General features: G+C 61.8%; 14 protein-coding genes. 9 read left to right on the forward strand and 5 right to left on the reverse strand.

The features are described 5' to 3' along the window. Positions 1-55: 55 nt before the first annotated feature. The 4 genes from AAZQ98_RS16295 to AAZQ98_RS16310 all read left to right on the forward strand — a co-directional run bounded on the left by AAZQ98_RS16295 (position 56) and on the right by AAZQ98_RS16310 (position 3,023). Positions 56-1,411, forward strand: a complete 1,356-nt coding sequence (locus tag AAZQ98_RS16295) for an FAD-binding oxidoreductase (RefSeq protein WP_434693731.1) — start codon at positions 56-58, stop codon at positions 1,409-1,411. A 38-nt stretch (positions 1,412-1,449) separates the two neighbouring features. Then, positions 1,450-1,887 (forward strand): hypothetical protein, encoded by a 438-nt coding sequence (locus AAZQ98_RS16300; protein WP_434693733.1) that lies wholly within the window; start codon positions 1,450-1,452, stop codon positions 1,885-1,887. Between the two features lie 91 nt (positions 1,888-1,978). After that, complete coding sequence (locus tag AAZQ98_RS16305) at positions 1,979-2,455, forward strand: HtaA domain-containing protein (protein ID WP_286134134.1); 477 nt, start codon at positions 1,979-1,981, stop codon at positions 2,453-2,455. A 169-nt stretch (positions 2,456-2,624) separates the two neighbouring features. Continuing rightward, on the forward strand, positions 2,625-3,023 hold the full coding sequence (locus tag AAZQ98_RS16310; protein WP_434693736.1) for a hypothetical protein: 399 nt from the start codon (positions 2,625-2,627) through the stop codon (positions 3,021-3,023). Positions 3,024-3,046: 23 nt separating this feature from the next. On the opposite strand, the gene AAZQ98_RS16315 is transcribed toward AAZQ98_RS16310, so the two are convergent. Next, positions 3,047-3,862 (reverse strand): shikimate 5-dehydrogenase, encoded by an 816-nt coding sequence (locus tag AAZQ98_RS16315; RefSeq protein WP_359195629.1) that lies wholly within the window; start codon positions 3,860-3,862, stop codon positions 3,047-3,049. A 102-nt stretch (positions 3,863-3,964) separates the two neighbouring features. Between AAZQ98_RS16315 and arr the strand changes: the two genes are divergently transcribed. Further along, a complete protein-coding gene (gene arr / locus AAZQ98_RS16320) occupies positions 3,965-4,375 on the forward strand; it encodes an NAD(+)--rifampin ADP-ribosyltransferase (RefSeq protein ID WP_434693740.1) in 411 nt (136 codons plus the stop codon). 82 nt (positions 4,376-4,457) lie between these two features. On the opposite strand, the gene AAZQ98_RS16325 is transcribed toward arr, so the two are convergent. The 4 genes from AAZQ98_RS16325 to AAZQ98_RS16340 all read right to left on the reverse strand — a co-directional run bounded on the left by AAZQ98_RS16325 (position 4,458) and on the right by AAZQ98_RS16340 (position 9,061). Beyond that, positions 4,458-5,870 (reverse strand): aldehyde dehydrogenase family protein, encoded by a 1,413-nt coding sequence (locus tag AAZQ98_RS16325; RefSeq protein WP_434693743.1) that lies wholly within the window; start codon positions 5,868-5,870, stop codon positions 4,458-4,460. A gap of 25 nt (positions 5,871-5,895) precedes the next feature. Then, complete coding sequence (locus tag AAZQ98_RS16330) at positions 5,896-7,326, reverse strand: APC family permease (protein WP_434693746.1); 1,431 nt, start codon at positions 7,324-7,326, stop codon at positions 5,896-5,898. A gap of 113 nt (positions 7,327-7,439) precedes the next feature. After that, positions 7,440-8,363, reverse strand: coding sequence for a helix-turn-helix domain-containing protein (locus AAZQ98_RS16335; RefSeq protein ID WP_434693749.1), 924 nt, complete (start codon positions 8,361-8,363; stop codon positions 7,440-7,442). A 104-nt stretch (positions 8,364-8,467) separates the two neighbouring features. Further along, positions 8,468-9,061: a TetR/AcrR family transcriptional regulator gene (locus AAZQ98_RS16340; protein WP_434693751.1), complete on the reverse strand. Its 594-nt coding sequence runs from the start codon at positions 9,059-9,061 to the stop codon at positions 8,468-8,470. 130 nt (positions 9,062-9,191) lie between these two features. Between AAZQ98_RS16340 and AAZQ98_RS16345 the strand changes: the two genes are divergently transcribed. From AAZQ98_RS16345 to AAZQ98_RS16360, 4 genes are all read left to right on the forward strand, one after another. Further along, positions 9,192-11,114: a primary-amine oxidase gene (locus tag AAZQ98_RS16345; RefSeq protein ID WP_434693754.1), complete on the forward strand. Its 1,923-nt coding sequence runs from the start codon at positions 9,192-9,194 to the stop codon at positions 11,112-11,114. Continuing rightward, positions 11,098-11,538, forward strand: coding sequence for a hypothetical protein (locus tag AAZQ98_RS16350; protein ID WP_434693755.1), 441 nt, complete (start codon positions 11,098-11,100; stop codon positions 11,536-11,538). The genes AAZQ98_RS16345 and AAZQ98_RS16350 overlap by 17 nt, the downstream gene beginning before the upstream one ends. 276 nt (positions 11,539-11,814) lie before the next feature. Continuing rightward, on the forward strand, positions 11,815-13,260 hold the full coding sequence (locus tag AAZQ98_RS16355; protein WP_434693757.1) for an NAD(P)/FAD-dependent oxidoreductase: 1,446 nt from the start codon (positions 11,815-11,817) through the stop codon (positions 13,258-13,260). Then, the gene (locus tag AAZQ98_RS16360; protein WP_388025201.1) at positions 13,260-13,628 is read left to right on the forward strand and encodes a cupin domain-containing protein; all 369 of its coding nucleotides are present in this window, start codon (positions 13,260-13,262) and stop codon (positions 13,626-13,628) included. The genes AAZQ98_RS16355 and AAZQ98_RS16360 overlap by 1 nt, the downstream gene beginning before the upstream one ends. The last annotated feature ends 2 nt before the right edge of the window (positions 13,629-13,630 follow it).

The raw sequence follows: 13,630 nt of genomic DNA on the forward strand, positions 1-13,630 counted from the left end.
ATCTGGCAGGACAGCGCAGCTGTCCTGCCAGTTCTGCATTTTCGAGGAGATCGAGATGACCGTTACGACCAGTCCTGTGCTTTGCGCCCATCCCCGGGCCTCGCTCGATGAGCAGGACCGCAAGCAGGCCAGCGTGGACCGCTCCGGCTATGTGCCCCCGACCTTTGCCGACGGGGTGATCTTCGCGCAGGACATCGATGATGTGGTGCTGGCGATGCAGCTGGCCCACAAGCATGGCGCCACGATCATCCCGCGCGGGGCCGTCACCGGGCTGGCGGCAGGGGCCAGCGCCCAGGCCGGGCAGATCGTGCTCGATTTGTCCCGGATGGACAAGATCCTGGAAATCGATCCGGTGGAAGCCACCGCGGTAGTGCAGCCCGGCGTGCTCAATGCGGCGGTGAACCGGGCCGCCGGAGAGCACGGGCTGTTCTACGCCCCGGATCCTGCCAGTACCGCGATCTGCTCGATCGGCGGCAATATTGCCACCAACGCCGGGGGCATGTGGTGCGCCAAGTACGGGGTGACCCGCGAGTCGGTGCTCAGCTTGCTGGTGGTGCTGCCCGACGGGCAACTGCTGCGTACCGGGCGGCGGACCATCAAGGGCGTGGCCGGCTATGACATGAATGCGCTGATGATCGGTTCGGAAGGCACCTTGGGCATTGTGGTTGAAGCGCTGCTGCGCCTGCGCCCGAAGCCCAAGCACACCTCCACCTTGGTCGCCTACTTCCCCGATGAGGCGGCTGCTGCAAAGGCTGCCTCGGCGGTGATCGCCGAACGGCTGGCCCCATCGGTGCTGGAGCTGATGTGCGGCAAGACCTTGAAGGCCATCGATGCGGCGCTCGGAACCGGCCATGGATCACGCGGCGGCGCTTTGCTGCTCGCGCAGACCGACGGCTACGGCGCGCAGCTGGAAATGCAGGCCCTGCAGGATGCGATCGCCCCGCTGGCCGCGCACATCGAGATCGCCACGGACCAGGAGCAGGCCGAGGCGCTGATCGAAGCCCGGCGCCAGGCGATCCCGAGCATGGAGCTGCTGGGCACCGCCTCGATCTGCGATATCGGCGTGCCGCGCAATCGCTTGGCCGAAGCCTTCGCCGGCCTGCAGCGCATCGAGGATGAACGCGGAGTATCGATCTTCACTATCGCCCACGCCGCCGATGGCAACTTGCATCCGATCATCGTGGTGCCTGAAGGCCAATCCATCACCAGCGGCGCGCCGAAGGCCGCGCTGGGAGACATGTTCCACCTCGCCAAGTCCCTGGGCGGCACGCTCACCGGCGAGCACGGCATCGGTTTGCTCAAGCAGGATTGGCTGGCCCAGGAGCTGGGCGAAACCTCGCTTGCGCTGCAGCGACGGGTGCGCGCGGTGTTCGATCCACAGGGCATCTTGAACCCGGGCAAGGCGATTTAACCCTAGAAGTTATGCACTGACATGGGTAGGGTAAATACATGGATGAGTATCTACCGGTGGACTTCAGCCTTCCTCTCGTGTCGCTGGCGGCTTCTGTGATCTTCTTGCTGATCGGGTTGCCCTTGATCATCCACGCCCTGATCCGACGCAAGGGCTTCACCCGCCTGCGTGACGGGGAGCAGACTTATGCGCGACGCGCATCCATCCGCACCGAGTTCATTTCTGCCGGTATCTCCGTGGTGGCGACGGCCATCTGCCTGGTCATGGGCATCACCGGCTACAACACCGCGATGAACAACCTCGAGGCGAACGTCCAGAAGGAATATTCGCCGACCGAGTTGGAGATCAAGTACTGGAACGGGTCGTGGGCAACAGCAGATATCGCCTTTGCCGATGGCACCAGCTACGTGGATGCCCAGATCTCGATGCAGTCTGCCTACCGTCCACTAGTTGAACCGAAGATGACGCTGGATTAGCTGGCAGAGAACTGTCGCCATGATCCAACTCCAGTATGAAATACTGGCCACAGCATATTTTCACGCCGATATCCTGTGGAGGGAAAAGACAATGACCGGAAGTGGTGCGCCAGCAGGCGATCCGTTCCAGCCGCATCTTGAGTGGGGTCTGAAAACCTCGTTCGTGAGCTATATTTCTTCCCTCGCCGACGGACGCATTGAAGCTGCCAACGGGGTATGGCAGGCAGGCAACGCGTTGGCGTTCCCCGTCTCCCCCGCTGCAGAGGTACCGGAAAACGAAATCTGGTTCAACGGGCGTGTGTCCTTCTCCGGGCACGGCGGCATGATGAAGCTGGATCTCTTTGAACCGCGCATCGTGAACCATGACGAGAACATCAGCCTCACGATCGACGAAGCCGGCGAACGCGTTGCCATTGCCGAGCTCACCGAAACCAGCGTTTCGAACGCTTTCGGCCTGGTCAAGACCCGCTTCTCGGCGGTGCTCACCGAGGCAGGTTCGAAACTGTTCAACGGCCAGTACCCTGCCGGCCAGCAGATGGAAGAAGTCGAGGTCGTGCTGCGCGGCTAGCAGCTCACCAGCAACAGGGCCCGGCACGAAAGTGCCGGGCCCTTGCTGTATCTATCACCCGTGTTCAGTTGCCGGGGCTGGTTTTCTTCCTTTAACAAGGTAGGTTCGGTTCATATCTAGAACTTTCCTGTCGAAGATCAGAATCCTGACTGCGCTGAGCATTGCGATGATGGCTTTGTCTTTCGTCATGGCTCATTCGTGGTTATTGCAGATCATCACGCTGGGTCTAGGCGCTTCGGCGCTAATATCGGTCTTCGCCCGTATATGCCAAATAAGGCGCACAAGTGCCGACAACCAGTCACTTCTGCTTCCCTCGCTCGCCATCACCGCGGCAGGTGCATTCATCTTCCGGTTCTTCATCTTGTGGGCGACATCCAGGCCTGCAAGGTACGCCGACTACATGCCCGAGAACGGTGTACCGAACACGAATGGAATTGCATTGAACACGCAATTCTTCCAGTTGCTATCCATGGGATTGATCGTGCTCTTGCCGATCGCGTTCTTCGTCCTGCTGATGGTATTTTTTCGTGGAAAGAACATCGTAAGCCAGGTGAATACCGCCAACTAGGGCGCGTAGTGATATTCGGGGCTTCAGGATTCCCGGGAGAATTCTGAGGCACGCAATACCTGCTCTTCACTTAGTGCGTGGCCGGTGTACTTCTGAAACTGCGCCGCGGCTTGCAGGGCGATGACTTCTGCCCCGGTAATCACCTGCTTGCCAGCAGTTCGTGTTGCGCGGATCAATGGTGTTTCACTTGGGAAAGCCACCACGTCGAAGACGGTTCGTGCGGCTTCAATCTGCTGGGTGCTAAACGCGTGCTCCTCAGACTGGGCTCCGTCCATGCCCAGCGGCGTTACGTTCACAAGAATCTCGTGTCCTGGAGCCGGGTCAGCACTGGTAAATCGGTAACCGTATTTGTCAGCTAAGGCTTGGCCGGAAACTTCGTTACGTGCCAGCACCGTCAGGTCGTTGAATCCGGCTTCGCGGAAGGCGGCCACGACGGCCTTGGCCATTCCTCCGGAGCCTCGGACAAGCACGGAACTTTCAGGATCCAGCTGGTGGCGTTCGATGAGCGTCGCGATCGCCTCGAAGTCAGTATTTGAAGCAACCAGTCGCCCGTTGGTATTCACGATGGTGTTCACCGAGTCGATTGCCTTGGCCGAAGGCTCAATCTCATCGACCATGTTCATCACGTCTTCCTTGAACGGCATGGATACCGAACAGCCACGAATGCCCAAGGCCCGGACACCAGCGATGGCACCGGCGAGGTCTTCGGTCGAGAAGGCCTTGTAGATGAAGTTCAGCCCGAGTTCTTCATACAGGTAATTATGGAACCGGGTGCCGATATTAGATGGTCGACCAGATAACGAAATGCATAGGGTCATGTCCTTGTTCAAAATAGGCACGCGTTGCTCTCCAAATACTGTCGTCGGTTCACTTCCCAATATACGTGGCGATACGCGGCGGATCCTTTCATGAACCGGCAATGGCGACTAGCGTCTTGGCCTATGAGCAATGAACTTGATGACGGCCCGTTCTTCCACGGCACGAAAGCCGAACTGCAGCCAGGAGAAGTCTTGACTGCCGGATTCCCGTCGAATTATCGTCCGGAAATCATCATGAACCACATCTACTTCACCGCATTTGCCGATGGCGCGGGGTTGGCCGCCGAAATTGCGGCCCTGGACGGGACCGCCCATGTCTATGAAGTGGAACCGACCGGGGCGTATGAAAATGACCCGAATGTCACCGACAAGAAATTCCCCGGCAATCCCACGCGTTCCTACCGCAGTGCGCATCCTGTACGGGTGATCCGTGAAGTCCACGATTGGACCCGGCTGTCGCCCGAAGCCTTGCAAAGCTGGCGTGAACGCATCGCAAGGATCGCCGATGACCCCACTGCCGAGATCATCAACTAGCCTTCGCACGCAAATAGGCGGTGCCCGATGCCTGGATAGGCACCGGGCACCGCCGGGGAATGCTGGAAGAACGCAGTCTCCGTCAGCCCTTGATGATCTGCGGCTGGGCCAGGGACTTCAAGCCGTCAATGCCGAATTCCAGGCCGTAGCCGGACTGCTTGGCGCCGCCAAATGGAATGCGCGGGTCGATGGTGCCGTGCGAGTTGATCCACACGGTGCCTGCCTGGATCTGCGCCGCGACTTCTAGTGCCTTCTCGCGGTTGCTGCTCCATACCGAGGCTCCGAGCCCGACTTCCAGGGCATTGGCGTGCTTGACCGCTTCGGCCGTGTCCTTGACCTTGATGATCGGCAGGGCCGGGCCGAATTGCTCCTCGACCACCAGCGGGTTGCCCGGGTCGATGTCGGCAATGAGCGTGGTCGGGTAGAAGTAGCCGGCCGCGTTTTCATCGGGGTTGGCACCGAGCAGCACCTTGGCACCGGAATCCACGGCATCCTTGACCAGGGAAGCGACGATGTCGTACTGAGCCTTATTCTGCAGCGGGCCGAGCACGTTGTTCTCGTCGAGGCCGACACCCATGGGCATCTGCGCGGCGACGCCGGCCAGTGCATCGCACACCGCGTCGTAGATCGATTCGGGCACGTACAGGCGCTTGAGCGCGGCACAGGTCTGGCCGGTGTTGATGAAGGCACCCCAGAACAGGTCTTCGGCGATGGCCTGCGGATCGGCGTCTTCGAGCACGATGCCGGCGTCGTTGCCGCCCAGTTCCATGGTCAGGCGCTTCACGGTATCGGCCGAGGAGCGGATGATGGCCTTGCCGGTGCGGGTGGAGCCGGTGAACATGATCTTGGCGATATCCGGATGGCCCGAGAGCCTCTCGCCGACCTCGCGTCCGCCAGCCACGATCTTCAGCACGTCTGCTGGCAGCACTTCGTTGAGCACGTGGACCAGGGCCAGGACCGAGAGCGGGGTGTATTCGCTGGGCTTCATCACCACCGTGTTGCCCATGCGCAAGCTCGGGGCCAGCTGCCAGATGGAGATCATCATCGGCCAGTTCCACGGGCCGATGGCGCCCACTACGCCCAGTGCGCGGAAGTGCTTGGCGGCATAGGTTTCGCCGTCGTCCACGACCACTTCCGGCTCGATTTCATAAGCGGTGGCGGCGCGCAGCCAGGCGGCTGCTCCCCCGACCTCGAAGCGCGCATTCGGCCCGTTCAGCGGCTTGCCCTGCTCACGGGAGAGCAGCTCGGCGAGCGCTTCCGCGTTGGCTTCGATATTGTCCGCGGCCGCATTGAGCACGCGGTTGCGCTCTTCGTGGCCCAAGGCATCCCAGGCCGGCTGGGCGGACTTTGCGGCGGCAACGGCCGCGTCGAGATCGGCGGCAGTCTGCTCGGCAACACGGCCAACCAGTTCACCGGTTGCCGGGTCCAGGATTTCGGTGCCACCGGTTGCTGGCTGGATCGCATCCAGCAGTTCTTGGGCGTTTGCGTAAGCCATCTTTGAGCTCCTTGGTACTGAGTTGTTAGGTGACGGGAAGTTTTTCGGCCATCGGTGCACGCCGTTTGGACGAGCGGATGACCAGTGCCAGCACCCATGCGATGAGGCCAGGCAGGATCACGATGCCTTGCAGCACATAACCGAGCATTCCCGGTTCTGCCATGCCAAGCAAGATTTCGAAGTTGATGACGATTTGGGCGAAGACATAGACCAGGGCGATGCCCGAGACCAGCGGAGCGATCACCCGGGTCATCAGGGATTCTCCGCTGCGGTTCGCCTTGAAGTATCCGATGACGGCAAAGGAGGTCAGTGCCATGAGCAGCACCAGCCCGTAGGCCGCCGAGTTGGTCATCCAGGTGAACATCGTGAACACGACATACATCGGATCCTTGCCCTGCGAGGTCACCGCGAAGACGGCGATAACCGCCAGTCCGAGGGTGGACTGCGCCAGCGAGCCTGCAACGGGGGCGTGGGTGGTGCGCGAAGTCGCGGCAAGGAACTTCGGCAGCGCCCCGCCGCGGCCCATGGAGTAGAAGTAGCGGGCAATGACGTTGTGGAAGGCCAGCAGCGCGGCGAACAGGCTGGTGATGAACAGGATGTTGGCCAGATCGACGAACCAGGCTGGCGCGTTGGCGCCGAAGAACGCGAAAATCAGGTCGGGGCCGAATTCTGCCGAAGCGCCGATGACGTTCGAGGCGCCTTCGCCGACAGCTACGGCGAAGGCCGAAAACGCGTAGAAGCAGGCGATGATCACGACCGCGATCATCGTGGCACGCCGGGCGGTGCGTGCTGGATCCTTGACCTCTTCGTTGTAGATGGTTCCGGATTCGAAGCCCATGAAAGCGGCGATGGTGAAGGCCATGACGGCGCCCATGCCCGGTGCGATGGCGTCAGCCATGTTGAAGGATGCGGCCGGCTGCGGCGCTTCGGGAGCCAGTGCGAAGGCCATGATGTTGTAGATAATGACCACGAGGAATTCTGCGGCCACGACGATGCCCAGGATCTTGACGGAGAAGTCGACCCGGTTCATGCCCAGGAAGCCGACAACTGCCCACGCGGCCAGGGCCATGACCCACCATGGGATGGCGGTGCCGAAGGACGCATTGGCAAAGGATGCCGCGGCGAATCCGAACATGCCGTAGATGCCGATCTGCATGAGGTTGTAGCTGACCAGGGCGACCATTGCCGCTCCCACGCCCAATGCCCGTCCCAGCCCCTGGGCAATGTAGGCGTAGAAGGCGCCGGCATTCGGGATGTAGCGGCTCATCGCGGTGTAGCCGATGCTGAAAACCAGCAGGATGGCACCGACCATGAGGAAGGACAGCGGCACGGATTCCATGCCGGTCACCGCGTAGTTGGTAGTCACGCCGCCAGCCACGGCGGTTAGCGGTGCGCTGGCGGCAATGATCATCACGACCAGAGCCGGCACCGTGAGTGTGCGTTGTTCGAGTCCCATTCGATCCCCCATTTGCCGAGTGCTTGGATATCAGCATCGCCCAAGTGCTCGGGCTTGTCCTTGGCATTGAGTGCAGGACCATTGGCTCCGCGTGCACAAGAGTGTCCTGCGCCTCAGCCGGCGCAGCGGTATTTGCCCGGGGTGGAACCGAATTCCTTGGAGAACATGCGGCTGAATCCGGCCGCATCGGCAATCCCGACCCGGGACCCGATGGCTTGGACGGGCAGTTCGGCCAGCAGCGGGTCGCGCAGCAGGCGCGCGGCCTCGCGCATCCGCAGATGGCGGATCAGTGCGGCCACACTGAGCGGCTGGTTCTCGAAAAGCGCGTGCAGGCTGCGCACGGACATGAAGTGGGCGGCAGCGATGCGTGCAGGTCCCAGGTCGGGATCATCCAGGTGCGAGCCGATGTAGCTGGTGGCCAATTCGCGCTGCCGCTCCTTGGCATCGCCATGGCACTCGGCGCCAAGCGCCCCGCCCAGGGCAGTTGCCAGCAGGTCCACGGTATTGCGCGCCAGCTGGTAGCCGCCGAATTCATCCCATTGGGACAGATTGGCGCCAAGATGGCGCAGCAGCGGGGCGACGGTTCCCGACAGCGGGTGGGTTTGCCTCAGGGCGACGGCGGTGAGCTGGCCGACCTGTTGCTGGGACAGGCGGAACAGACCATGGGGAACCAATGCGACGAGCACCGACGCCGGCTTTTCAAAGGCCAGGGTGTAGGGGCGCTGCGTGTCATAGATCGCCAGGTCCCCTGGGGCCAGCAGGGTCTCGCGGCCGTCTTGGATCAGCAGCCCGTAGCCATCGAGCTGGTAGGAGACCTTGTAGAAATCCCCGTCACCGCTGGAGGTCAGGTTCTCGGTGCGTTGCACTGCGTGGGGTTTGGCATGTATGCGCATCAAACCGATATCGCCGAGCATATTGGCACCCAGCGTGGCGGTGAAGTGGCCGCTGGAAATCTGCTCGCTTTGCAGCCTGACGAAGGCGTCGGAAATGAGCCGCGACCACGCGGTGAACGAATCGACGTGCTGAAGTTGGTACATGCTTGCCTCCCCATTGAAGCCCATCAACTGTGTCAGGCATCACGAATGAGAGTACGCCGAGCGAAGCGAAAAGTCACTATTTTCTTCGCACGGAGAATATCCGCCTAGGTCTGGGGGTGCAGGCGGCGCAACGCATCCAGGCGGTATTGCAGCTGCGCTTCGAGCGACTCGGCGGTGTTGACAGCCTCATCGAGCACGCTACTGGCCTGAGCACCCATCAGGAAATTGATCATCGAGTCGCGGGCAACACGCGCCGCGGGATGCTCCGGACCCAGCAACTGCCCAAGCCACTGGTCGATGAGCTCGCGCCACCGGTCCATGGTTTGCGCATTGACCGCAGCCAGCGCACGGTCCCCGAGGGCCAGATGCCAGAAGTGCACAGCAATGCGGGCTTCATTGCGCCGCAGCTCATCAAGCGGGAGCACTTCGCGCGAGAACGCCTCCAGCGCACCCAGCCCGGCTTGCCCCTGGCACATGCGGGCGATGCGCCGGTCAGTAGCCTCGGCCACGTAGCGAAACGTGGCAACCAGCAGCGAATCGCGCGTCGGGAAGTAGGGCTTGAAGGCGCCATTCGAATAGCCGGCTGCGGCCGCCAAGTCACGCAGATTCAGCTTCTCGATGCCTTCGCGGGCAATGAATCGCCAAGTGACTTCGACAATCTCCCGGCGACGCTGATCATGGTCCACGATTTTCGGCATGGTTCAAGATTAGCGAATAACAATTTATTTCAAGCAAGGGCTTGCGTCACATTGACCCCGCCCGTATTCTCTACAACTAGAGAATAATAAATGCCGCAGATCACACTTCAGTGCCGAAGGAGCCAATCCCATGCCAATCACCACCACCACGGATTTCACCCTGCTCAGCGAAGCAGAGATTGCCACCGCCAAGGAATTGCTGGTCAGCCACCAGCTTTTTACCGAGAACACCCGCATCGCCTACATGGGCCTGGAAGATCCACGCTCTGACCGCCCCGGACGTTTTGTCCGCGTCATGCTCATGGACAAGCTGGCCAACTCACCCAAGGACGTCGTCCTGGACTTGGGCGCGCAGGCTGTGCACTCCCGCATCGACCTGGATCCGGCCAAGGTGGGGCAGATGCCCGTGCTGCTGGAGGAATTCGAAATGGTGGAGGCCATCCTGGTTGCCGATCCGCAGTGGACGGCCGCTCTGGCCAAGCGCAACCTGACGCCAGAACAGGTGCGCGTTGCCCCGCTCTCCGCAGGAGTCTACGAGGACGAGTACCCGCAAGAAGCCGGGCGCCGGATCCTGCGCGGCCTGGCCTTCCGCCAGGATTTCGCCGAAGACTCCGCCTGGGCCCATCCCGTTGATGGACTGGTGGTTTACATTGACACCATCGCCGGAAAGATCGACCAGCTGCTGGACCTGGAAGTCATCCCAGTGCCCGAAACCCACGGCAACTACACGGATCCGGAACTCACTGGCCCGGTGCGCACCACCCAGAAGCCTATCGAGATCACCCAGCCTGAGGGCGCCAGCTTCACGGTCAGCGCAGGCAACCACGTCGAGTGGGAGAAATGGTCGCTGGATATCGGTTTCGACATGCGCGAAGGGCTGGTGCTCTACAACATCGCCTTCAACGATCGGGGCACCGAACGCCGCATCCTGGATCGTGCGTCCATTGCGGAAATGGTAGTCCCCTACGGGGACCCTTCCCCGGTGCGCAGCTGGCAGAACTACTTCGACACCGGCGAGTACCTGATCGGGCGCCTGGCCAACTCGCTGGAGCTGGGCTGCGACTGCCTGGGCGAAATCCACTACATCTCCCCTGTGGTCACCGACGCCGATGGCAATGCGCAGAAGATCACCAACGGCATCTGCATGCATGAGGAAGACGCCTCGATCCTCTCCAAGCACGCCGATGACTGGTCAGGCGTGAAGTACACGCGCCGCAACCGCCGCCTGGTGATCAGCTTCTTCACTACCGTGGGCAACTACGACTACGGCTTCTACTGGTACCTGTACCTCGATGGCACCATCGAATTCGAGGCCAAGGCCACCGGCATCGTGTTCACCTCGGCCATGCTCGACGAGCGCTACTCCTCGGAAATGGCGCCTGGCCTGGGCGCGCCCTTCCACCAGCACATCTTCGGCGCCCGGCTGGACTTCGCCCTGGACGGCGGACCCAGCCGCGTCATCGAAGAAGAAGCCGTGCGCCTGCCCATCAGCAAGGAGAACCCCCGGGGCAACGCCTTCACCCGCAGCCACACGGTGCTGGCTACCGAGAAGCAGGCGGTACGCGATAGCAATCCGACCGCCGGCCGCACTTGGGTGGTGACCAACCCGGATTCGAAGAACTACCTCGGCAAGCCGGTGGGCTACAAGCTGATGTCCCAGGGACTGCCGACCCTGCTGGCCGCCGAAGGATCCTCCATCCATCGTCGCGCAGAATTCGCCTCCAAGGCCCTGTGGGTGACCAAGCGGGAGGACGGCCACCGCTATCCAACCGGTGACTTCGTGAACCAGAACCCGGGCGTTGACGGCATTGGCTCGTGGATCGAGGACGACAAGAACATCGACGGCGAGCAGATCAGCCTGTGGCACACCTTCGCGTTGACCCACTTCCCGCGGACCGAGGACTGGCCGATGATGCCTGTGGACACCGTTGGCTTCACCATCCGCCCCGAGGGCTTCTTCGACCGCTCCCCTGTCCTTGATGTTCCAGCCCCGGTCCAGCACGGCTGCTGCGCCCCCAAGGAATCAGACGGTTGCTGTGGCAGCGGCGACTAGCCACGCGGGCAGGGTGCCGGCCGGACACATTGCCCTGGGAGCCGCTTCGCTGGGCCTGGCCGCAACCCACCTGCTGGTTCTGGCACTGATGCCGCACTCCCTGTGGTGGAACCTGGCATTGCTTGCCATGACCTTGTGGTGCATCAAATGCTCCTGGTGCGTGCTGCGCGGCGGTTCTCCCCTGCGCCTGCTGGTGATGAGCGCGCTCATGGGCACCTCCCATGTGGCGATGGTGATCGGCATGCCGTGGTTTGGCGGCCATCACGCGTCCCACGCTGCGCACGGCGCCCAGCATGCACCGGTGATGCTGGCAGTTGCGGCCGCCGAATTCCTCCTGATGTTCGGCGCGGCTTGGCTCAGCCGCCATTTCCCGGGACGGGCGCATCAATTCACTAGCGGTAAACCGGTCGCGTTTCCCGCATGACCAGGCCCGGTCTTCGAAGCAGTGCTTTGCTGTTTCGAAGGCCGGGTTTCGGCTTGGCATCGGGACCTTGACAACCCCGAGCGGCGCAGGCTTAGATGAGTAATGAATCACATTCAATTTGTATTCATCTTTCCGAGAAGAGGGATAGCCTTGGCCGCCGATTGGCACTCAACTGGCATCCCCGGTGCCCAGCAGACGGCAAAGCCGCACGGACCACTGGTCGTTCCCCTGCTTCGATAGCGCCTGCCGAACCCGCTACCGTCGAGGAAAGAACCAATGAACAGCACCAATGACCTGACTTTTGACAGGCATGAAGCCGAAGTCTCGCCCACCCTGATCTCCCGAGCATTGGCCGGCGCCAAGCGCACCAGCTACTGGCTGGATCATGAGCACCGCCCCGCACCCCACCCGGCGCTGCATGGCTCGCTCACCACCGACTTGCTGATTATCGGCGGCGGCTACACCGGATTGTGGACCGCGCTCCAAGCCAAGGAACAGAACCCGGGCCGAAGGGTCGTACTGATCGAGGGCCAGCGCTTGGGCTGGGCCGCTTCCGGGCGCAATGGCGGCTTCTGCGAAGCCTCCCTGGTCCACGGCGAGGCCAACGGCGAAAACCATCTGCCCAAGGAAAATGCGCTGCTTGCGGAGCTCGGCAGGAAGAACCTCGACGAGTTCGAAGCGACGGTGCGCCGCTATGCGATGGACGTGGACTTCGTCCGCGAGGGCGCGCTCAGCGTGGCCACCGAACAGCATCAGATTGCGTGGGTGGCCGAGGAAGCTGAGGCACCGGGTGTCGACTACCTCGATGCCGGCGCGGTAAGGCAACTGATCAATTCGCCAGACTTCCTGGCCGGCGCCCGTGACCATGATTCAACCGCGCTGGTCCACCCCGCCAAGCTGGTCTGGGAGCTTTCCCGCGTCTGCAGCGAATTAGGCGTCGAGTTCTACGAGCATACCCACGCCGTGGAGATGAACAATGCCGGCACGCAGGTCCAGGTGCTGACCGCCGACGGGCAGATCACCGCCAAGCATGTGGCCCTGGCAACCAATGTTTTCCCGTCTCTGCTCAAGCGCCACCGCTCCCGAATTGTGCCGGTATACGACTACGCGCTGATGACTGAGCCGCTCACTGCGCAGCAGCGCGCGGCCATCGGCTGGGAGAACATGGTGGGCTTGGCCGACCTGAACAACCGGTTCCACTATGCCCGCCCAACCATCGACGCCGAAGGGAACTTCCGCATTCTCTACGGCGGCTACGACGCGGTCTACCACTTCGGGGGCAAGGTCCGCTCCAGCTACGACACCAACCAGCAGACCTTCGAGAAGCTCGCCGCGCATTTCTTCGGCAGCTTCCCGGACCTCTCACAGGTGAAGTTCTCCCATGCGTGGGGTGGCGCCATTGATACCTGCTCCCGCTTCTTCTCCTTCTTCGATCTGGCCTACGGCGGCAAGGTCGCCTACTGTGCAGGCTTCACCGGCCTCGGTGTCGGCGCTACCCGTTTCGGTGCAAGGGTCATGCTGGATCTGCTCTCGGGCCAGAAGACCGAGCTGACCGAATTGGAACTGGTGCGTACCAAGCCGATCCCATTCCCGCCGGAACCTGCCGCATGGGTGGGCGTGAACCTGATGACAAGCCAGCTGGTCAAGGCAGATCGCAATCGAGGCGAGCGCTCGGCCTTCTTGAAGCTGATGGATAAGATTGGAATGGGGTTCGATTCCTGATGCCTGGAAGAATACTTCAAGCCAGCATCGTCCAGGCCGATGCCCTTGAGGTCAAGCATGTTGCCATCGGCGACGAGCAGGTGGTCGCCGGCCAGGCATCCGCAACCGCAGGCTGCCGCGAACTGGGCACCCTCGGGGATGCAGGAATTGGCATCTGGGAGATGTCCCGCGGTGCCATGCAGGATATTGAAGCGGACGAGTACTTCGTGGTGCTTGCCGGGTGCGCTACGGTGCAGATTCTGGAAGCCGATGGTTTCGGCGCCCAAGAACTGGTGCTAGTTCCAGGCAGCGTTGTCCGGCTCCATGCGGGCATGAGAACCCGTTGGATCGTCACCGAAACCCTGCGCAAGATCTATTTCACCCTCTGAAT

Origin of the sequence: Glutamicibacter sp. Je.9.36 (assembly GCF_051129975.1) — a bacterium.
Lineage (GTDB): Bacteria > Actinomycetota > Actinomycetes > Actinomycetales > Micrococcaceae > Glutamicibacter.